The sequence below is a fragment of the Corallococcus terminator genome, from assembly GCF_049194865.1.
GTDB classification, from domain to species: domain Bacteria; phylum Myxococcota; class Myxococcia; order Myxococcales; family Myxococcaceae; genus Myxococcus; species Myxococcus terminator_A.
Map to the genome: position 1 here is coordinate 176,994 of NZ_JBLZWL010000029.1, position 20,178 is coordinate 197,171.

The window sequence follows — 20,178 nt, forward strand, 5'->3', positions numbered from 1 at the left end:
CCGGCTACCGGCCGAAGGCGTGCCTGAGTGAGTCGCGCAGCAAGTCCCTCTTCTTGGCGTCGCGCAGCGTGTCGATGAAGGTGCGCAGTCGGAGGTACTCGTCTTCTTCCAGGGCGGCTGCGATGGGCCACTTTCCTCCGCCCTCGGCCAGGGTGCTGATGGAGAGCTTGATGCTCAGGGAGTCGACCTTCTTCTGCGTGGTCTCCTGCCACTCCGTGGAGAGGAAGAGGAAGCCATAGAGCTTCTCGGTGGGCTTCACCGCGTCGATGTCCTGCTTGGCCGGAATCGTGGACGGAGGATGGGGCCAGACCTCCTTGGGCTCGTCCTTCAGGTCGACGACGAAGTTCCCCAGCGGCTTGAGCAGGTCGCCTGTGTCGCGCACGAATTGGAAGGAGAGGGCGTCCTTTGGCGCGGGGCCCACCAGCTTGGAGGACCGGTCCACGAAGCGGACCAGGAAGGGGCTGTAGTACGTGGGCGACATCTCGATGCCCCACCAGAGTTCCAGTGTCTTGAGGTCCGTGGTGGGACTGTGCCTGGCCTGGTAGTAGTTCTTGATCATGTCCGCGCGAGTCGACATGGATGTGTCCTCTGGAGATGTATGTTTTTACCGCGTGATGGACCCGCGCGTTACGCGCGCTTCAGTCCAAAGGCCTTGATGAGGTTGTAGACATGGGCGCGGGTGAGGTCCAACCGGCGCGCCACCTCGCTCACGTTCCACACCGTGGTGTCGAGCTCCCGGCGGAGCAAATCCTTCTGGAACACGCGCGTCGCCTCGTGGAACGAGGCCGGGCCTTCCTCGCGGGCACGGGGCCCGTCCGTCAGATGGCGGGGCTCGACGCACGTAGCGGATTCGGCGCACGCGCGGATGAGCGCGGACTCCAGCCGGTGCCGCAGCTGTCTCACATTGCCGGGCCAGTCCTCCGTCTCGCAGGTCGCGTAGAACCCCGGTGAGGCGGGGAGCTTCGGCAGCCCGTGCTCGTCCGACAGCCGCGTGAGGAGCCCATCCACCAGGGAGCCCACGTCCTCACGTCGCTCGGACAGCGCCGGCATGCGGATGGTGAAGACATTCAGCCGGTAGAAGAGGTCCTCGCGAAAGCGCTTCTCCGCCACCAGCTGCTCCAGGTCCGCGTTGGTGGCGGCAATCACCCGCACGTTCGCCTTCGCGAGCCGGGGACTCGCCAGCGCGTAGTACTGCTTGGACTGGAGCAGTTGCAGCAGCTTGCCCTGCGCGGCGAGCGGAATCTCCGCGATTTCGTCCAGGAACAAGGTGCCGCCCTCGGCCGCCTCCACCTTGCCCACCGTCCTGCGGGCTCCAGGGAAGGCGCCTGGCAGCGCGCCGAACAGCTCGCTCTCGATGAGCCCCTCGGGGATGGCCGCGCAGTTGAGCTCCATGAAGGGCCCCGCCTTGCGCTTGCTGTTCTCGTGGAGCGCCTGGGCCAGCTGCGTCTTGCCCGTTCCGGAGGGGCCGCTCACCAGCACCGACACGTCCAGCGGCGCGGCGAGCGCGACCTGCTCGAAGACGTGGGCGAGCGCCTGGCTGCGGCCCGCGATGGTGTCGAGCCGGAGCCGCTGACGGAAGGGCAGCGTCGGGTCCTCCGTATCGAGCCGGCTGACGATGTTGGCCCGCTGCGCGGCCGTACCGATGATGCGCGCCACGTTCTCCGCGGCCCGGACGATGTCGGGATGAAACAGGCCCGCCGCGCCCCGGCGCCCTTCCAGGTAGAGCACGCCCGGCGTTCCCCCCGACAGCGGGACGCAGAGCACCGCCTCCAGGCGCTGCTGCTTGACGCTCTTGGACGCGGAGAAGCGCTCGTCCAGCAGGGCGAACGCGGTGTGCACCGTCTCTCCGGAGGCGATGGCCGCCGCGACGATGCCGCGGGAAGTCACCGCGCGAATCTGCTCCTCTTCGTTCGTCGAGCAGCCGTGAGACATGGACCAGCGCCGGTCCCCCGCCGTCGCATCCCGGTAGAGCTCCAGGTAGGCGCACTGGGCTTGCGCCAGGGCCACCAGTCGCGTGAGCACCTCCTGCATGGAGCCCGTGGGGTCGGTCGCGCCCAGGATGCGGAAAACCGTAAGATACAGGTCGCGTTCGAGCGCGGAAGCGTCCACTCCACCAGTCATCCTGGGGAGTGTAGTGCCCTGCTTCCGCTGTTCAAACTGCTGGACCCTGACGCCGCTCATGTCGCCACGGCTAAGCATTTCACGCGCCAGGAGTTGTCCCGGGCGACGCGCGCTGGAACTGACCAGTGGAGTGGTCAGTTCCGGGGGCTCGATTCCACTCGGGTGGACAGTCCTCGTGGGGCCTCGTTCCGGGCGGGGAGGGGGCGCGCCTCCGACATTCCGCTACCTGGTTCGTGCATCCCCGTCCGCTCGAGCCGGGCTGTCAGCGTCGGCGCCTCGCCTCGCGCACGGCCGCGAAGGCGTTGACGCGGCCATGGCCGAGGTAGTCATTGCGGCCGTCGGTGTAGTCCATGGCGCCCGTCTTGTCGGCGGTGGCCTGGAGGATGTGGCGCACCTCCTGGGCGGTGAGGTTCGGGTTGGCGGAGAACATCAGCGCCACCACGCCGGCCACGAACGGGCAGGCCGCGGACGTGCCACCGAAGGTCCCCGTGTAGTCGCCGCCTGGGGACGCGGAGGACGTGTAGCCGCGCTCGCCTCGGGAGTCCGTGGTCCAGATGTCCAGGCCGGGCGCGCCGACGGAGACCTGGGGGCCGAAGCAGCTGCCCTGGAAGTGGCCCCAGTCGGCGGGCGTGCAGCGGTCGTCGTCGCGGCGCGTGGCGGCCACGGCGATGACCTCCGGGTAGGCCGCGGGGAACTTCACCGTGCTGTTGTCATTGCCGGTAGCGGCCAGCACCACGCAGCCCTTGCCGCCGCGCCCGTTCCGCACCACGTCGGCGATGGCCCGTCGCACGGTGAGGTCCGGCTGCTCGGGGCCCCCGTAGCTGTTGCTGATGACCCAGGCGCCCAGCCGCGCCGCGGCGTAGATGCAGTGTGACTCCGCGCCCGGCCTCAGATGCAGGTACCCGTCGACGACCCGGGCGAGGCGGATGGGGACCACCGTGCAGCCGGGGGCGACGCCAATGACGCCGACGCCGTTGCGGCCCACCGCGGCGACGATGCCCGCACAGGCCGTCCCGTGGGCGTTGTGGCTGTCTGGCATCGGCATCGGCTGGTCGTCATCGTCCACGGCGTCGTAGCCCCGGGCGAGGTTGGCCTGGAGGTCCGGATGCCCCAGGTCCACGCCGGAGTCGATGATGGCCACGCGCACCGGGGCCTCGCCATGGGTGATGCTCCAGGCCTGGTGGGCCTTGATGGCGCTCAGGCCCCACTGTCGCGGCATGAGCGGGTCCATCCCCTGGGCATCGAGCGGGCCCATCCGGGTGGCGGTGCTCCGGCCAGCGCGGGACAGCTTGAGCAGGCGGTGGAAGCGCGGCTGCGCCTCCAGGCCATGCACCTCCGCCAGGGTGTTGGCGAGACGGAAGGCGTCGCCGTCATCCGGCGTGAGGACGTGGAAGGGGAAGTCGGTGGAGGGCTCCTGTTCGATGCGGGCTCCCACCCGCTGGAGCAGCGCCTGAAGGTTCGCGCTGCTCTGGCCAGAGAGGTCCGCGTTGACCTGACCATCGGGGAACATCATCGAGCCATCCGACTGCTCGAAGACGCCTTCGTTGGTGGTGTCCGGCTCGTGGTGGAACACGGACGTCGCCGACTTGTTCACCGTCGCTCGCAGCGCGCTCGTGGAGGACTCCGCCTGGATGGGCAGGAGCATCACGCCCTCGTTGGGGAACTCGATTGCCTTGCGCTTGTCACCGAAGCCCGGTGTGCTCGTCACCGAGGCCACGGCCATGGGCACTTGGGGCCCGGGCTGGTAGCGCACGGCCATGAAGCGACGCGACGGTTGAAGCGGGATTCGCTTGCCCTGGTCCATGTAATAGCTGCTCATGTTGCCTCCTGGCGTTGGACTGCATGGAGGCGAGCTAGCAAGGCTCGCGCCGAGGTCGCGGTGTGTCTGGGTTTGGGGCGGGGAAGGGTACTGCGGGGCACGCGGCTGCACACCCGCGTGGACAGGTGTGTCCAATGGATTGGACGCACATGCTCGGTGGGATGCGTGGTGTGTGATTGCGCGCTTGCGAGTGATAGCGTCACGACTCCCAGTGCGAACAGGGGACGAATTTCAGGAACTCCCCGCGAGGCTCCGGAACTCAAGCTGCCCTCCAAGCCCGGCATGGGATGCGCTCGCGGGTCACTTCGTGCTTCCCCGCCATCGGAGGATGCGGGTAGGGGTGCGGCATGCCGAAGAAGACCGTGTCGCTGGCGACGCAGTGGAAGCGGGTGGAGAAGCAGGCCATCCAGGTGCTGGGGAAGGGCGCCGCGGGCCGGTATCCGGAAGACCTGGAGCCTCGGGTGGTGCCGTTCTCGACCGCGTTCGACGCCGCGCCGCTGCTGCCGCCTGACTATGTCGAGTTCGTCAAGACACTGGGCTACCGGTGGTTGTCACACGACGCGTCCACGCTGGGCTTCCTCCCGCCGCGCTGGCAGGTGGGCCTGTCCCAGCAGACGGGAGTTCCTGACCGGACGTGGGACGAGGTCCGCGCGGAGCGTGAGGCGGGCACTCACACCTACGCGTTCGTGATGTTCGCGTCCCGCGACATCGACGACGTCAATGGCTTCGCCTTTGGCAAGAGCACCACCGAAGACGCCCTGGTTGTCTGGAGCGTGGAGGACAGCCTCCCCGTGGACGAACTGGGGCCGTTCTCCTCCTGGCTCGCACAGGAACTGGACGAGATGGCCGAGGCGCTCGACGGCACGGGGGAGGGGGCTGATTCCGTGGAGCCGCCGGACCTCGAAGGGGCCTCCCTTCCTGTCTCGGTGAAGGCGAAGGCGAAGGCGCCCGCCAAGGCCAAGGGCCCGGCCGACTTGTTCGACAAGTTCCCACGGGACTCGAAGGAGCTGTTGTTCAACGGCCGGAAGCTGGGCGAGCTGCCCTCGGTGATTGGCGAGTTCACCGAGCTGGAGTCGCTGTGGGTGCGCACGACGGGCATCAAGCAGGTTCCCCCTGAGCTGGGACGCCTCTCCAAGCTGAAGCGGCTGGACCTGTCCTTCAACCCCGAGTTGACCGAGCTTCCGCCCGAACTGGGTGACCTCGAATCACTCGAGTCGCTCGACCTGAACCGGACCGGCCTGATGACCTTGCCGGACGCCCTGGAGCGGCTGCGCCGCCTGAAGTTCCTGGACCTCCAGTCCACGCCCATGACGACGGTGCCGCCCGTCCTCTTCCGGATGCCCTGGCTTCGGACCCTGAGCCTCTACTGGACGACGTTGCCGCCAGCGGAACTCGAGCAGCTCCGGCGCGCACTCCCCGAGTGCAAGCTTGGCTTGAGCTAGGGGCCGGTCCGGCCCACGGCGGGCGCTGGTCGTGACAGCCCCATCCGCTCCGCGCGGAACCGGCGCAGGCGGCGGCTGCTGACCAGCAACCCGTCGACGCCTCCGGAGGCCGCCCGGGTGAAGGTCACCGCTCCGAGCGAACCGACGAACCGGTCCCCACCCACGGGCTCCAGCATGACCTCGTCCCGACGGGGCCAGCGCACCGCCAGTTTGCCGTCCGCGACGCGCACCGTGTAGGTCATGTCGACCTCCTCGCTCCGGTACTGTCCGACGAACGCCGCCAGGTCCGAGCCCGTGGGCATGGGCGCGCTCAGGCGGATGAAGTCCCTCGTCGTGGGCCAGGTGTCCCGGATGCTCAGCTCGCGCGGGCCCTGGGCCTTCGGCGCCGCGAAGCGCCACACATGCGTCGACTCGCCCGGTCGGAACGCCCCATCGCCGATGTGGACGAAGGCCTTGGGCATGCCGACCTCGCGCAGCGCTCCGTCCTTGACCTCCAGCCGCACGACTTCGTCCGTCAGGGGACTCCAGTAGTCGCCGGCGAGCGCCGACAACTCCCCCTCCGGCAGCGCGACGGCGGGAGGCATCGTGTCCTTCAAGACGTCGCCCAGATACACCGCGGCCACCTTCCACGCGAGGTCCGTGGCATCAATCGAGCCGCCGTTGCATAGCACGACGATGGCCAGCCGTGGGTCGGGGAAGAGGACGGCCTCCGTGCGGAAGCCAGAGGCCATGCCGTCATGTCGCACCGTGCGCTGGCCGCGATGCGCGCCCAGATGCAAGCCACCACCATAACCAGGCTCGGTGCCGTTGTTCAGCTTGCCGGAGGTCTGCATCAACGCCCTCAAGGCCGGCCCGCCGACGCGCCCATCGAGCAGGTTCTGCTCCCACTTCAGCAAATCATCGACGGTGGCGAGCAGATTACCGGGGCCGTAGTTGTCGGTGTTGGGCATGCTGATTCGCCAGCCGCCCTCACGGGGGAAGTAGCCCATGGCGCGCCTGGGAATGATTGCATTGTGGTCGTCGAGGAACTCGGTGTCGGTCATTCCGAGCGGCTTGAAGATCCGTTCGTCGGCGAAGGCTCGCAGGGGATTGCCGGAGACGCGTCGCACGATGACCGCCAGCAACGTGTACGCGGCATTGCCGTACAGGACCTCCGTGCCCGGCTCGAAGTTCACGCCGCGTTGCCGGGTCAACACCTCGAGGGTGTCCGCCTCGGTGGTCAGGTCGTCGCCGCGCCAGCCGGCCAGGCTCAGCAGCTGGCCCTGCTCGCGCAACCCGTTGGTGTGGTGCATCAGGTGCGCGATGGTGATGGTCTTGCCGTAGTGGGGTATCTCCGGCAGGTATTGGCGGATGTCGTCGTCCAGCGACAACTTGCCCTCTTGCGCGAGCAGCCCGACGGAGAACGCGGTGAACTGCTTGGAGATGGAGGCCAGATTGAAGACGGAGCGCGGCGTGATGGGGACGTCGTACTCCAGGTTCGCCATGCCGTAGCCGCGCGCGTGGTCCAGCACGCCGTCGCGAGAGATTCCCACCGCGCAGCCGGGCGTGGCCTTGCCGCTCCACGGCGAGAAGATGGCGTCGACGCGTGCATGACGCTGGGTCCGCGAGCCTCGTGACGTCTGGGCGCTGGCGATGGTGGTTGGCAAGGCCCACTGAGCGACGAGGGCCAGCAGCAGGAGGGAACGGGAAGGTCGCATGCGAAGGAGGCTCCTCGGGCGGGTCGTCGAGCCGCCCGCCGCGCCAGGGAGGATTCCCGAGCCTCCCGTCCATTCGCGGGGCATATCTGCGAAGCCCCGCCAGGCGTCGGTGAACCGCGTGTTTCAGGCGGTGAACCGAAAGAAGCTCCAGCCCTCCGAGGCTCAGGGCCGCGCCGCGCGGTCCAGGATGGGCTCGAGCACGGCGGCCAGGTCCCCCATCACGTTGATGACCCCCGTGACGTAGCGGCCCGTCCCAGGGACGTAGAGCATGAAGCTCTGGTAGCCCGCCGTGGTGCCCAGATGCCCGACGGCGACAGTCCCGTTGGCCTCGAGCTGCATCACCCCGAGCCCGTATCCGATGAGGCGTGACTCGGGCTCGGGCGCCGATTGGAACGCGAGCATGGTCTCCAGGGTCTCCGCGCGCTCGAAGAGCGCACCGGCGCGGAGCTGTTTCCAGAAGGTCATGAGGTCGGAGACGGTGGTCTCGAGGGCGTGCCCGCCAGACGCCCCGGCCATCGAAGGGTCGACGACGGTGAAATCCGCCAGCTCCTCATCGAAGGGGATGTACCCGCGCGCGCAGGGCTCCGTGCAGCCCAGGTCTCCCGGCTCGGGCAGACGCGTGTGAGAGAGGCCGGCTCGCTCGATGACTCGTTCGCGGACGACCGCGCGCCAGCCCCGGCCTTCCGTGGCGGACAGGAGTTCGCCGAGGAGCACGTAGTTGGTGTTCGAGTAGCCATATCGGGCACCGGGCGGGAACGACGAGGGCTGTGCCGCCGCGATGCCGAGAATCTCATCGAGCGTCCAGACGTGCTCCGGGTCGTTCACGATGGCCATGTCCGTCTCCTCGGTGACCCACTCTGGAATGCCCGAACGGTGACTGAGCAGCATGGCCACGGTGATGGTCTCCGCGTTCTGGATGCGGTCCGTCACGCTCGTCGGCAGGCGCTCCGTCAGGGTGTCATCCAGCGCGAGCGTGCGCCGCTCGACGCCCTGCAACACGGCGGTGGCGACCAGGCTCTTGAGGATGCTTCCCGCGCGGAAGTGGTGCTGCGCGGACAAGGGAAGGTTCCGCTCGACATCTCCAACACCGGCGACTCCCAGCCACGGAGCACCTTTGCTGGAGGAGACGGCGAGGGCGACGCCCGGAGTGACGCCCTTGGCGACGGCGTCCTCGAGAATGGCTTGCAGGTCGGCGTGCAGCGTCGTGGGCTCGTCATCACTGTCATCGCAACCACTGACCGCGCTCGCCAGGCCGATGAGCAGGGCAAGGGGGAGCGCGGCGAGCCTCGACCGTCGCGCGGGCCCGCGTTCGAGTGACTCACCGTGACTGATTTCGGAAGTGCGGGAATGTTGGGTCATGCCCATGAAGCACCGTCCGGATGCGTCGGTGTCACCTGTGCCAACGCGCATGCCCTCGTGAAGGCCCAAGGCCGCGCGCTTCTTGGCGCATGAGAGCTTGAGGTGGTTCCTAACGTCGGGGTCCAAGGTCGGGGGGCAGGCTGGACACCACTCGGACTGGGGTCTGACCAGGTTACCAGGTTGGGGTCCGCGTGGAACGAGCCCGCGAAGAGAGACTTCGCGGGGTATGGTCTTTTCAATCCATCTCTAGACTGGAGGCTGAGTGAAGACTGTCGTTCGAGCGCGCCTTGTCCCCTGGGTGCTGACATCCCTTCTGTGGAGTGCCTGTGGCGCCGAAGCTCCCGCCCCCGAGACACCGCCGGCGTCCCCCGCGCCCGTGACGTCCGCGAAGAACCCCCGGCGGTTCGTTCCGGGGCAGGCCATCGTGAAGCTCAAGGACTCCGTCCGGGGCCTCGCGGCGGACGCCGTTCCCTCGGTCCGCGGCTTCCGTTCCGAGCGCGTCCAGTCGCTCTCCAGTGGCGCGGTGCTGGTGGCGCTGGAGTCGGAGCAGCGGCCCGTGGCGCCTTCCATCGCCGAGGAGGAGGCCCTCACGCTGGCGGCCATCGCCGTACTGCGCCAGGACCCGAACGTCGAGTACGCGCACGAGAACCTCTACCTGGAGTTCTTCGCCACGCCGACGGACCCGCTCTATGCGCAGCAGTGGAACTACCCTGCCATCAACCTGCCCACGGCCTGGAACACCGTCACCGGCAACGTGAAGATCGCCGTGCTGGACACCGGCCGGCTGGACCACCCTGACCTGCTCGGTGCGTGGACCGCTGGATATGACTTCGGCGAGGGGGACGCGAACCCCTATGACACCAACACCTATCACCACGGCGTGCACGTGGCTGGCATCCTCGCGGCGCGCACGAACAACGGCGTGGGAGGGGCCGGCGTCTGCTGGGGCTGTCAGCTCATGCCCGTCAAGGTCTCCAACGCCGGCAACGGCGTCACCCTGGCCACCGTGGACGAGGCCATCCGGTACTCCGCGGACAATGGCGCGCGGGTCATCAACATGAGCTTCGGCACGGCCTACGACCCCAGCTCCCCCTCGGCCGTCTATCCCTGCTCGAGCTATCCCGACATCCAGGGCGCGGTGGACTACGCCGTCGCCAAGGGCGTGGTGGTGGTGGCCGCCGCGGGCAATGACGGCGCGGCGGGTTATCAGGCGGCGAACGTCACGCCCGCCTCCTGCAATGGCGTCATCGCGGTGGGCGCCAGCACGCAGACGGGCGCGCGGGCGACGTGGAGCAGCGGAGGCTCCCGCGTGGATGTGATTGCGCCAGGAGGCACCGCCAGCTCCGGCTTCTTCGGCCAGGGCATCGGCTGTCCTTCCGACCCCAACACCTGGGATCCGTACAGCGGCACGGACCAGATTGTCTCGGCCTGGGCGATTGGGAAGCCTGGGGGCTCGCTCCTGACGGGCGACTACTGCCACCGCTACCTGAGCGGCACGTCCATGTCGGCTCCGCATGTCGCGGGCCTGGCGGCGCTCATCCTCTCGCAGAAGCCTTCCCTCACGCCCGCGCAGGTCGCCGCGCGCATCAAGGGCACCGCGACGGCCGTCGCCGGCTGTGGCTCAAACTGTGGCACTGGCCGAATCAACGCGGCGGCGGCCATCTACACCAACCTCCCGCCGCTCCCGACGAAGGGGACCTGGTACAACCCCTCACGCTCCGGCAACGGCCTGGACATCCAGCACGTCGCCTCCGACAAGCTCTACGTCACCTGGTACACGTACACCTCAGCGGGCGTCCCCACGTGGTACGTGAGCTACCTCAACGCGGAGCCCGGTGAGTGGCGCGGCGACCTGCTGCGGACCTCGTGGAATGGTTCGAGCGCGACGTTGTCTGTGGTGGGCACCCTGCGCTTCACCCACAACTTCGGAGCGTGGCACTTCTACTGGACGCTGGGCGGGCTGTCGGGCAACGAGCCCATCTCGTTCCTGGCGTTCGGCGGCGGCACGCCGGTGATGAACCTGACGGGCGCCTGGTACAACGCGGCGCAGTCCGGCTGGGGCGTCACCTTCGACACGCAAGGCAACACCCACTTCGCCAACCTCACCGCCTACCAGGGCAGCACCCCGGTGTGGGTGCAGGGCGTGGTGACCAGCACCTCCACGTCGCTCTCGTTCCCGATGACGTACGTCACGGGCACGAACCTGTGTCCCGGGTGCACCGGCACACCGTCGACCTCGTCGAGCCCCGCGGGCACCTTCACGGTCAACGGCTCGGCGGGCGCGCCAGGCGCCATGTCGGCTTCCTCCTCGTTGAGCTTCCCGGGAGGAACATGGAATCGTCCCTCCTTCACACTCAGCCGGCTGACGGGGCCGTAGGCGGCACGCCTGCTCCAGGCGACTGGAGGCTCGGGCGTCCGGAGCTCTCCTGTCGAAATGGACCGCTCGGGCCGGCCTGGCGATGGATGCCACGGCCGCCCGGGCGGGCCGTCTGCTTGAAGGCTGTCCTCATGAGTATGACGTTTCCCGTCCAGCCAGGATGGGAGCGAGGACGGCATGAGCGAGGCAACGACGACGACCCTTCCTCACGACACGCGGCGCAGCGGCATCACCGCGCGCTTCTTCGCGGACCCCGACTTCGACTTCGAGGCGCGGATTGCCTTGGGCCTCGCATCCCAAGGGGTGGGCGATATCGGTGGAGTCCTCGTGACGCTCGCGTCCATCGAGGAGGGGAGCGCGGAAGGATGGTTCCAGGCCTGGAGGTCGTCCGCGGAGCGGCTGCGCGTCCAGGCTGAATCGAGCGCGGTCTCCGGACATGAGGAGAGCGCGCGGTGGTTCTTCCTGGCGGCGGCGGAGGCGTACTCGCGCGCGCTCGCCTTCGTCACGGGGCTGGCGGACCCCCGCGTCCTGATGCCGACCTTCGCCCTGCATCGTCGATGCTGGGACGCGGTGGTGTCCCGCTCCGGGGGCTGCTTCCTCCGGGTGGAGGTTCCCTACGAGCGGGGAGTCCTGCCCGGGTATCTCCTCCGTCCGGATGCCTCGGGCACATCGCGGCCGACGCTCGTGCTGACCAATGGCAGTGACGGCTCGCTCACGTCGCTGTGGGGGACGGGGGTCTCGGGAGCGCTGCGACGGGGCTTCAATGCCTTCGTGTACGACGGCCCAGGCCAGCAGTCCCTGTTGTTCGAGCAGGGCATTCCCTTTCGGCCGGACTGGGAAGCGGTGCTCACTCCCGTCGTGGACACGCTGGTGTCCCGCGCGGATGTGGATGCGCGAAGGCTGCTGGCCTACGGCATCAGCCAGGGAGGGTACTGGCTTCCTCGCGCCCTGGCCTTCGAGCATCGCTTCGTCGCCGCCGTGGTGGACCCTGGGGTGATGGACGTGTCCACGTCGTGGACGTCACACCTGCCACCAGAGCTCGTCGCGCTGCTGCACACGGGAGCGCGGGAGACGTTCAACGAGGCGATGCGCGAAGTGGAGGCAGACCCTGTCATGGCCCGCGTCATGGCCTTCCGGAGCAGGCCCTATGGCACCGGGACGCCGTTCGACACGTTCTCCCAGGTGCTGCGCTACCACCTGCGCGACGTCGTGGAGCGCATCCGCACGCCCCTGCTCGTCCTCGACACGGAGGGCGAGCAGTTCTGGCCAGGCCAGGCGGAGGCCCTGTTCCAGGCGCTTCGTTGCGAGAAGGAGCACCTCCGCTTCACCCGCGAGGAGGGCGCGGGCTCCCACTGCCAGCCCCTGGGCAGGGCGCTCACGGACCTACGCATGTTCGACTTCTTCGCCGACCGGCTGGCCCGCGTCCGCACGCACTGACCGCCGCCGCGCTACCTCCGGCGAGGCTTCTTCACGGGCGGGGCCTCGTCCTGATGTCGCTGGATGCGTCGGCCGATTCCCTCCAGCATGAAGTCGAGGCTGTTCTCGAACTCCGCGTCGACATCCAGCGCCCGCATGCGAGACAGGGTGTGCTTCACGCCAGGGTAGTCCTTGGCGGGAAGGGCCAGGGCCGCGGTGTGGAAGCGCTGAAGGGGAGGCGGCGCACCCTCGTCCCTGGCGGCCCACTGCTCCTGGCGCCGGATGGTGCCCGCGAGCCAGGAGAAGAACGTGTTGTGCAGGTCCCCGGCCTCGCTCCAGGGCACTCCCGCGTCGTGGAGCTTGCTGACGGTGCGCTCCAGCACGAGGAGCGCTCCGTGCACGGCCGGACCTTCCTCCAGGAGGTAGTCCATCACGCCCCGGTGAGCCAGGCCGAGCACGCGCACGCGCAGCGCCACCTCTCGCAGCCAGTCCAGGGGCGCGAGGGTGGCGTCGGGAAGCACGAGCTGCTCGAAGATGTGCTCCACCACGCGTGACACCAGCTCCTCGCGGTCTCCGACGTGGTTGTAGAGGGCCATGGGCGTCGCGCCGATTCGCTCCGCCACGGCGCGCATCGAGAGAGTCCTCAGCCCGCTCTGCCGCACGAGCTCCGTGGCGGCCTCGGTGACGAGAAGGAGGGACAGCCGAGGGGGGCGGCCCATCGTCTTCTTCGCCTTCTTTCCCTCCGGAGCTTCGCGACCAGCCATCCCACTCCTCGAACCGCCGCGCGAGCCACACCACGGCGCGGGCCAACGTAGTCGGCTCCGCGAGACGCGCAAACGGGTTCTTCACCCCGCGTCGTCCGCGAGTCCATTCCCCAGGTTCCAGTGCTCCTCGAGCGCCGCCTGGTCAGCGAGGAGCGCGGACAGCCCCCCGACGCGCTCGAGCACCGCGTCGCGCGCTCGCAAGACCTTCCGCCGGACGGCGGCCACATCCGTTTCGAGGAGGACCCCCTGGTGCTTCACGAGCTTGCCGCGAACCATCACCGACTCGACGTTCCCCGCGTGCGCCTGCATCACCACCGCGTCACGAGGCTGGCCCAGCGGCGTCATGTTCAGGGCGTCGGCGGAGAGCACCACCAGGTCCGCCCACTTCCCGGGGCGCAGGGAGCCCGTGACGGCCCCGAGCCCGAGGGCGTCGGCCGCGTCCTGCGTCACCATGCGGAGCATGCGGCCCGCCTTCAGGTCGAGCCTCCTGGGCAGGCCCGCGAGCGCATTCGCGCGGCCTCGCTCGGACTGGAGCGCCAGCCGCATGGCGGTGAACAGCTCGCCCCCGTTGCTCGCCACGACATCACAGCCCAGGGTGGTGCGGACGCCCGCCCGCAGGGCGCGCCCGATGACGGGGAACCCCATGCCCATCTGGAGCTCCGACTCCGGCGTGGCGCTGATGGAGCCTCCACTGTCGGCGATGCGGGCCAGGTCCTCGTCACCGCTGAACGTGCAGTGCACGAAGAGGAGGTCCGGGCCGAGCAGTCCGTCGCGGCCCAGTTGCTCGACTTCGCTCGGCCCCGTGACGGGCCACGCCGAGCAATGCAGGGTGATGGGCACGCCCAGCTCGCGCGCGGAGAGCAGCTCCGCTCGACTCTGCTCCCACGGCACCTGCATCTCGGAGAGCGCGATACCCAGCCGCACCCGCCCGCTGTCGGAGGCGAGAGGACCCTCACGGAGCCGACGGGCGTCCGCGAAGCGATGCTCGGGGGTGGGGAACGCGGGACTCGGCGCGGGGCCCTGCGCGTAGCCATAGGCGAAGAGTGCCTGGATGCCCGCATCCTGGAGCCCCTGGAGGGCCGCGTCCGCATGGGCTGGTGAGGAGATGCAGTGGGAGTAGTCGACGAGCGTCGTGATGCCCGCGTCGAGCGCCTCGAGTGCCCCCGCGAGGGTGCCCGCATGGACATCCTCTGGACGGAAGACCGGCGAGAGCTTGACCCGGACCGCCGCCAGGTAGTCGAGCACCGTCCAGTCGCCGCCCAGCGCGCGCAGCGGCGTCTGCCACGTGTGCCGATGGGTGTCGATGAGCCCCGGCATCACCAGCTTGCCGGCGAGCGGGAGCACCCGGCAGCCCTCCACGCGCAGCTCCCGGCCCATCGCGGTGATGCGCCCGTCCTCGATGAGGATATCGCCGCACGGGAGGTCTTCGAAGTCCGGGTCTCCCGTCACCACGGTGGCACCCTGGAGAAGCCAGCGCTCTGTCTGAGTCATCTCCGGGAGAGTTAATTTACGATGTATATTAAGTCAAATCCGCCGCTTGGCGCGGTGCGTCCAATTCCGGCTCGACGCGCGCGCGCCGATGGCGAGAGGTGCGCAGGCTTCGTGACAGTGAAGTCGCGGTGTGCAGCGCGCTACACCCCAGTCACGACGGTAACCCCTGGAAACACAGGGGGTCACGGTTGGCCCATGCATTGCTCAAGAGGGGATACGTACCCACACCCCTTTCCAAGGAGCAGTTCATGAAAACCGCCAGGTTCTGGCTTGCCGGCGTCGCGGTGTTCGCGCTGGTCGCCACGGGATGCGACAGCGAGAACCCGCCGCCCGATGCGCAGAAGGTCGCGGAGGTCACCGCCAGCCGTTCGGCGGAGATGGTGCGCGGCGTCAGCGCGAGCGTACGGACGATGAACGGACTGCCCGCGGTCGACAGTCTGGAAGAGGCCCTGTCCGTCTTCAGCAAGGGCTTCGCGGACGTTCCCATGCCCGCGCTCCCGAGCCAGGAGGCGGAAGAGGACGGCTCCTCGCTTCCCGACTTCTCCAACGAGGCGGAGACGAGCGCCCAGGCCGCGCGCCTGGAGAAGTACCTGCGCGAGCGCGTCTTCACCGCGGAGCACGTGGAGTCGACGGAGGGTGCCTCCACCGTCTTCCTGCTCAAGGGCGAGAATGTCTGCACCGACGGTCGTGAGCTGGCGGACACCGACTGCGTGAAGTTCGTGAACCAGTCCGAGCTGCGCGTGCGCGCGACGAGCCTGGACGATGACGGGCTGGAGCTGACGTTCCTCATCGGCTCGAAGCGTGCCAATCCCGTGTCGCTGCGCTTCCTGCCGAAGGTCATCGCGCTGGTGGTGGACCTGGGCGGCGTGAAGAGCGCGGTGCAGCAGCTCGACGCGGAGGCGGCCGAGGCGCTGCCGACGGTGATGGTCGGTCAGGTGGAGCTGAAGGTGACGAAGGAGGGGGCGCAGCACTGGATTGTCAGCGGCTCCATCCTCCAGGCGCTGCGGCTGGAGCTGGCGGGCGAGGATGGCACCATCGCCATCTCCTCGGCGCGCGCGGCTCCGTTGGTGGAGCTGGAGGCGGATGGCGCGGCGAAGCGCGCGCGCTTCCTGCTGGACCTGAACACCACCGAGGTGCGCGTGCCGTACGCGGGCGTCGCGCCGGCGCTGCGTGGCAAGGACTGGACGGTGTCCCTGTCGGGCCTGTCGTTCACGCTCGAGGCGACGGAGAACCAGAAGGACTTCACCGTGGGCCACGTGGGGCTCGGCGACGCGCAGAGCTTCTTGAGCCTGGGCAACGACAAGCTCTTCACGCTGGACCTCAACAGCCAGTCCGGCCGCCACTTCGACCTGACGCTGTCGCGCGGGGATGACGGGCTGCCGCTGGTGCGCGTGCAGCCGGAGGTGGACCTGGTGGCGCGCTTCTTCCTGGCGCCGCTCAAGGCGGACCCCGACATGGAAGTCCCCGCGGGGTACGAGGAGGCGACGTACCGCGTGCGCTTCACGGGTGGCTCCGGTGGCCCGAGCCTGCGTCCGGTGCGCGCCAACGCCACCACCGGCTTCAAGGGCGGCATTCAGGTGGTGACCGGAGAGCTGTCGCTCACCGCCGGTACCTCCAGCGTGGCCGTCTCCGCGGGCCAGTGCCTGGTGGGCCGTGAGGTCTCGAGCGGCGGTGGCTCGTTGCTCGACTACCTGCAGTCGGGCAGCTGCCAGTAGCTCGCGGTCAGTGCTGATGGACGAGAGCCGCGACCCACTCCAAGGGTGGGCGCGGCTCTTTTCCTGAGGTCAGCGACGAGGCGCGCTTCAGCTCCGGCGACGACGCAGCGCGAGGGGAACGGCGAGCATCGCCAGCGCCCACGAGGAGACGCCCCCCGCGGCGGCACAACCGCCTCCATCATCGTCTCCGGGGACAGGAGCAGTGGGAGTGCCCTTGCCCACCTGGATGGCCACGCTCGTGGTCGCGGCGCGGTCACCCGTGCTGTTCTGGTCCGCGTTGGAGGAGTTGCCAGCGCCGAAGAGCGTGAGGGTGACGTCGGACGACGGCGCGGTGAGCGAGAAGGCGAAGCGCAGCTCGTTCCCGCTGAACTCCATGGGCCGGGTGTGGACCAGCTCCGCTCCCAGCTTCTTCAGATTCGCACCCGCGACGAGGACGGCCTCGGTGCCGCTCACCGCGATGTCGACGCCGCCGGTCTTCGCGGCGCCGCCTCGGATGATGAAGGTGTACTGGCCGGTGCCTCCGGGCTCGAGCGTCGTGGGGCCCTCGAGCGCGACGGTGGGCGTCTCCCCGCCGGTGTGACACGTGTTGCACGTCGGCCCGCCCTTGCCCGACTGCCCGGTGATGCCGGTGCCGGTGGCGAAGGCAGGGAGGGACCACAGCGACGAAACCGCGAAGACGCCCGCGAGACGGAACAAAAGACGCATCGAATCTCCAAGATGACAAGCAGGTGTGACGGGGGCCTGCCCCCGGTTCCGTTCGCACACGGCCCGTCGGGAACCAGGGGCAGGGGACTTCCAGGAACAGCTTCGCTTCAGCGCAGTTGGACGAAGGAGAACGAGAGGCCCTGCGTCGTCACGGTGGGCTTGCCGTTCTCACCCAGCACCCGCAGCGTCGTCGACGCGGCGCCTGCTCCGAACTCGGTGTAGAGGGTGTGGTTCTCCGACTCGTAGAGGAAGACGCTGCCGGAGGTGGAGGGGAACTCGGACTTGCGCGTGGCGACCAGGGTGGTGAGGTTCAGCTCCCACCACTGCCAGCCCGTCCCACTCGCCACCGTGCGGGGGTGGGTGCCTTCGAGCACCGGAGCGATGCTCTCATCCAGCACGCGCACGTAAGCGGTGCCCTGGGGCCCGGGGATGAGCGCGCCCGCGGTGCCGCCGCCCACCAGTCCGCCGAGTGACCGATAGAACGTGGGGTCGATGGTGCGCGTCTGCGCGTTGTACTTGAGCAGGCACGGCTCCGGCGCGTCCGCGCCATCCGTCCGGCGAACCGCGGCGCCATACGCCTCCGTGGCGAGGAACACCGTGCCGTCGGAGGCGACGGCGATGTCGTGGGTGTAGCCACAGCGGTCATCCGTGGAGACAGTGGGCACGTCCGTCGCCGTGTCGATGGAGACCACGCCCGCCTTGCGGGTGATGCCATTGCCAGACGCCGGCCGCCAGCCGACGGGCATGATGAACTGATTGCCGAGGTGGGCGACGGCCCCCGAGAAGGCCAGGATGGTGTCGGGGAGGTTCAGCTCGGGGAGCGGGATGCTGCCCGAGACGGTCATCGCCGTGGGGTTCCAGATGACGACCTTCGAGGTGGCGCCGTCGAAGAAGTAGGCCTTGGTGTCGGAGATGAAGTGGAAGTTGGCCTGGTACTCGCCAATGGAGGTGACGCCCTGGCTCGCGAAGCTCACGGTGCCCGCCTCTTCCAGGCGGCTGCCATTGAGCTTGTAGCGGGTGACCACCGGGTTCGCGTCCGTCACCACGTAGAGCGAGCCGGACTTGGGGATGCCCACGCCGAGCGCACGGCCGGGAACCTTGATGGCGTTGTCCAGCGTCAGCGCGCTGGTCTGCTCCGCCTTGTTCGTCACCAGGACGTAGCTCTCGGCCGGGTCCTGGGCGAGCAGCTGCGTGGTGATGGCATACAGCGGTCCGGTGTCCTCATCGTCCGAGTCGCCGCAGCCCGTGAAGAGACAAGGGGCCAGCAGCGCCAGGGACCAGCGCAAGGAACGGAAGGCAACGGGATGCTTCATGGGAACAGCCTCTCAACGGGGGGGATGGAAATGCGCCGCTCCACCCGTGGCGACCGCCCTGGTGAGGGGCGTCCACAGATGAGAACGATACGCATTATCGTTTTCAGGTCGTAATAAAGTGGGGAAACCTTGATGTCAAGGAATACCGACGGGCCCGCCGTAGCTCGAAAACGAGGTGAGGTTGACCCGGCGGCACATTGGCACCTGGGTCTCTTGCGTGTGCGTCCACGGGCCTCCCAGTGTGCTCGGCGCGGGTGCGTCGAAACCTCTTCGACGTGAGGCTTCCGGGGGGAGTCATGGCGCAAGACGATGGGCAGGGGTCACCACCGACGACGGCGACGGGCATGGCACGCAGGACGCTGCTGGGCGGGCTGGGTGCCGCGGGCGTCGGGGCGGCCTTCGCCGGGGCGGGCTCGACAGCGGAGGCGGCCGTGCCAGCCCCCAGGCCGAGAGCCGCGGCCCCAGCGACATCCACGGCCTCCGGGCAGATCACCGCCGACGGGGTGACGCGAGCCCTGGCGGTGCTCGACGACATCGTCAAGAAGGACAAGGCGGCTTCCACCGTGCCCGGAATCGCGGTCGCGGTGGTGTACGACGGCGCGGTCAGGTACCTGAAGGGTCTGGGCGAGCGCCAGGCGGGCGTCGTGGGTGACGTCGATGCGGACACGGTGTTCCAGCTCGCCTCGGTCTCCAAGCCGCTGAGCTCCACGGTGATTGCCGCGGCTTTGACACGGCGTCTGGCCAAGGTGGACTGGAACGACACACTGCAGACGTTCCGTCCTGGCTTCACGCTCGCGGATGCCTGGGTGGGGCAGCACGTCACGGTCGCCGACATGTTCTCGCATCGCAGTGGCTTGCCCGACCATGCGGGAGACCTGCTCGAGGACCTGGGCTACACCGGTGAGCAGATCATCTCGAAGCTGGCGCTGTATCCGCTGACGCGGTTTCGCGACTCGTATGCCTATACGAACTATGGCCTGACGGCCGGGGCGCTGGCGTTCGCCACGGCGACGGGGCGCTCCTGGCAGGACCTGGCGCGGGAGATGATTTTCGCGCCGCTCGGCATGAGCAGCACCTCCTATTCCTTCGCGGACCTCCAGGCGAGCAAGAACCGGGCGGCGCTGCACACGCTGGTGGATGGCCAATGGAAGCCGGACCTGGGGGCCAACAATGACGGTCAGGCGCCCGCCGGTGGCGCGAACTCGTCGGTGAGAGACCTGGCCCGGTGGCTGACGATGCTGGTCGCGGGGGGCGGCTACCCGGGCATTCCGAACCCGGTGGTCGACGTCCCGGGTTTGCAGACCATCTGGCGGCCCAACAGTGTCACCCAGGGTCCGGAGGAGCTGGGGGGACGGACGAGCTTCTACGGGCTGGGCTGGAACGTGGGTTACGAGGACACCGGGGAGTTGAGGCTGGGGCACTCGGGCGGCTTCGGACGCGGAGCGTCCACGGTCATCACCGTCTATCCGTCCAAGAAGCTGGCCATCGCCGTGCTGACGAACGCGGACCCTCGAGGCGTGCCGGAGGCCATCTCCGCCGAGTTCGTGGACATCGTTCGCTACAACGCGTCGACGCGAGACTGGCTGGCTTTCTTCGGGCCCATCGTGGCCGACCCCATCACCGCGGACCAGACGAAGTACTCCAAGCCCGCGGTGAGCCCGGCTCCCGCGCGAAACCTCAACGCCTACGTCGGCACCTATCCGAATCGCGTCTACGGTGACCTCACCGTGACGCTGAAGGATGGGGCGCTGTCGTTCACCGTCGGCCCCGCGGGGAAGCGATTCCCACTCATGCACTACAGCGGTGATGAGTTCTTCTTCGAGACCACGGGCGAGAACGCGAGTGGGTTCTCCGGGGCGCTCTTCGCCGCTCCGCGAACGAAGGTCCTCTCGCTGACCATCAACGCGTGGAACCGCGACAAGCTGGGGGTGTTCACCCGTCGCTAGGGCGCCGTGACGG

General features: G+C 68.6%; 14 protein-coding genes. 5 read left to right on the forward strand and 9 right to left on the reverse strand.

The features are described from left to right. Window positions 1–4 precede the first annotated feature (4 nt). The 3 genes from ACN469_RS11965 to ACN469_RS11975 all read right to left on the reverse strand — a co-directional run bounded on the left by ACN469_RS11965 (window position 5) and on the right by ACN469_RS11975 (window position 3,940). A complete protein-coding gene (locus ACN469_RS11965; protein ID WP_498767247.1) occupies window positions 5–577 on the reverse strand; it encodes a hypothetical protein in 573 nt (190 codons plus the stop codon). Window positions 578–627: 50 nt separating this feature from the next. Then, window positions 628–2,109, reverse strand: a complete 1,482-nt coding sequence (locus ACN469_RS11970) for a sigma 54-interacting transcriptional regulator (RefSeq protein WP_498767249.1) — start codon at window positions 2,107–2,109, stop codon at window positions 628–630. 274 nt (window positions 2,110–2,383) lie between these two features. After that, on the reverse strand, window positions 2,384–3,940 hold the full coding sequence (locus ACN469_RS11975; protein WP_498767250.1) for a S8 family peptidase: 1,557 nt from the start codon (window positions 3,938–3,940) through the stop codon (window positions 2,384–2,386). A 347-nt stretch (window positions 3,941–4,287) separates the two neighbouring features. Between ACN469_RS11975 and ACN469_RS11980 the strand changes: the two genes are divergently transcribed. Next, window positions 4,288–5,382 carry a leucine-rich repeat domain-containing protein gene (locus ACN469_RS11980; protein ID WP_498767252.1) on the forward strand — a complete coding sequence of 365 codons (1,095 nt, stop codon included), beginning with the start codon at window positions 4,288–4,290 and terminating at the stop codon, window positions 5,380–5,382. Here the strand turns inward: ACN469_RS11980 and ACN469_RS11985 are convergent. Next, complete coding sequence (locus ACN469_RS11985; RefSeq protein ID WP_498767254.1) at window positions 5,379–7,079, reverse strand: serine hydrolase domain-containing protein; 1,701 nt, start codon at window positions 7,077–7,079, stop codon at window positions 5,379–5,381. The genes ACN469_RS11980 and ACN469_RS11985 overlap by 4 nt on opposite strands. Before the next feature lie 162 nt (window positions 7,080–7,241). Beyond that, on the reverse strand, window positions 7,242–8,438 hold the full coding sequence (locus ACN469_RS11990; RefSeq protein ID WP_498767256.1) for a serine hydrolase domain-containing protein: 1,197 nt from the start codon (window positions 8,436–8,438) through the stop codon (window positions 7,242–7,244). 262 nt (window positions 8,439–8,700) lie between these two features. Here ACN469_RS11990 and ACN469_RS11995 point away from each other — a divergent pair, with 262 nt between their 5' ends. Both ACN469_RS11995 and ACN469_RS12000 read left to right on the forward strand, forming a co-directional pair. Further along, window positions 8,701–10,815 (forward strand): S8 family peptidase, encoded by a 2,115-nt coding sequence (locus ACN469_RS11995; protein WP_498767258.1) that lies wholly within the window; start codon window positions 8,701–8,703, stop codon window positions 10,813–10,815. Between the two features lie 177 nt (window positions 10,816–10,992). Then, entirely contained in the window at window positions 10,993–12,252 is a 1,260-nt protein-coding gene (locus ACN469_RS12000) for an alpha/beta hydrolase family protein (protein ID WP_498767260.1), read from the forward strand. 11 nt (window positions 12,253–12,263) lie between these two features. Here the strand turns inward: ACN469_RS12000 and ACN469_RS12005 are convergent, their stop codons facing one another. Then, the gene (locus ACN469_RS12005; RefSeq protein ID WP_498767262.1) at window positions 12,264–12,995 is read right to left on the reverse strand and encodes a TetR/AcrR family transcriptional regulator; all 732 of its coding nucleotides are present in this window, start codon (window positions 12,993–12,995) and stop codon (window positions 12,264–12,266) included. Window positions 12,996–13,076: 81 nt separating this feature from the next. Then, window positions 13,077–14,486: an amidohydrolase family protein gene (locus ACN469_RS12010; protein ID WP_498767264.1), complete on the reverse strand. Its 1,410-nt coding sequence runs from the start codon at window positions 14,484–14,486 to the stop codon at window positions 13,077–13,079. A 248-nt stretch (window positions 14,487–14,734) separates the two neighbouring features. Here ACN469_RS12010 and ACN469_RS12015 point away from each other — a divergent pair, with 248 nt between their 5' ends. Further along, the gene (locus tag ACN469_RS12015; RefSeq protein ID WP_498767266.1) at window positions 14,735–16,201 is read left to right on the forward strand and encodes a hypothetical protein; all 1,467 of its coding nucleotides are present in this window, start codon (window positions 14,735–14,737) and stop codon (window positions 16,199–16,201) included. Between the two features lie 87 nt (window positions 16,202–16,288). On the opposite strand, the gene ACN469_RS12020 is transcribed toward ACN469_RS12015, so the two are convergent. Together ACN469_RS12020 and ACN469_RS12025 are read right to left on the reverse strand one after the other, a co-directional pair. Further along, the gene (locus ACN469_RS12020) at window positions 16,289–16,906 is read right to left on the reverse strand and encodes an MXAN_6652 family MXYO-CTERM-anchored protein (RefSeq protein WP_498767268.1); all 618 of its coding nucleotides are present in this window, start codon (window positions 16,904–16,906) and stop codon (window positions 16,289–16,291) included. A gap of 107 nt (window positions 16,907–17,013) precedes the next feature. Continuing rightward, complete coding sequence (locus ACN469_RS12025) at window positions 17,014–18,219, reverse strand: MxcI protein (RefSeq protein WP_498767270.1); 1,206 nt, start codon at window positions 18,217–18,219, stop codon at window positions 17,014–17,016. A gap of 296 nt (window positions 18,220–18,515) precedes the next feature. Here ACN469_RS12025 and ACN469_RS12030 point away from each other — a divergent pair, with 296 nt between their 5' ends. After that, window positions 18,516–20,165, forward strand: coding sequence for a serine hydrolase (locus ACN469_RS12030; RefSeq protein ID WP_498767272.1), 1,650 nt, complete (start codon window positions 18,516–18,518; stop codon window positions 20,163–20,165). The last annotated feature ends 13 nt before the right edge of the window (window positions 20,166–20,178 follow it).

What these genes read in the sequence shown, in the direction of transcription:
- ACN469_RS11965 (WP_498767247.1), bottom strand. Translation starts at nt 577, where the DNA reads ATGTCGACTCGCGCGGACATGATCAAGAACTACTACCAGGCCAGGCAC.
- ACN469_RS11975 (WP_498767250.1), bottom strand. Translation starts at nt 3,940, where the DNA reads ATGAGCAGCTATTACATGGACCAGGGCAAGCGAATCCCGCTTCAACCG.
- ACN469_RS11980 (WP_498767252.1), top strand. Translation starts at nt 4,288, where the DNA reads ATGCCGAAGAAGACCGTGTCGCTGGCGACGCAGTGGAAGCGGGTGGAG.
- ACN469_RS11985 (WP_498767254.1), bottom strand. Translation starts at nt 7,079, where the DNA reads ATGCGACCTTCCCGTTCCCTCCTGCTGCTGGCCCTCGTCGCTCAGTGG.
- ACN469_RS11990 (WP_498767256.1), bottom strand. Translation starts at nt 8,438, where the DNA reads ATGACCCAACATTCCCGCACTTCCGAAATCAGTCACGGTGAGTCACTC.
- ACN469_RS12000 (WP_498767260.1), top strand. Translation starts at nt 10,993, where the DNA reads ATGAGCGAGGCAACGACGACGACCCTTCCTCACGACACGCGGCGCAGC.
- ACN469_RS12005 (WP_498767262.1), bottom strand. Translation starts at nt 12,995, where the DNA reads ATGGCTGGTCGCGAAGCTCCGGAGGGAAAGAAGGCGAAGAAGACGATG.
- ACN469_RS12010 (WP_498767264.1), bottom strand. Translation starts at nt 14,486, where the DNA reads ATGACTCAGACAGAGCGCTGGCTTCTCCAGGGTGCCACCGTGGTGACG.
- ACN469_RS12015 (WP_498767266.1), top strand. Translation starts at nt 14,735, where the DNA reads ATGAAAACCGCCAGGTTCTGGCTTGCCGGCGTCGCGGTGTTCGCGCTG.
- ACN469_RS12020 (WP_498767268.1), bottom strand. Translation starts at nt 16,906, where the DNA reads ATGCGTCTTTTGTTCCGTCTCGCGGGCGTCTTCGCGGTTTCGTCGCTG.
- ACN469_RS12025 (WP_498767270.1), bottom strand. Translation starts at nt 18,219, where the DNA reads ATGAAGCATCCCGTTGCCTTCCGTTCCTTGCGCTGGTCCCTGGCGCTG.
- ACN469_RS12030 (WP_498767272.1), top strand. Translation starts at nt 18,516, where the DNA reads ATGGCGCAAGACGATGGGCAGGGGTCACCACCGACGACGGCGACGGGC.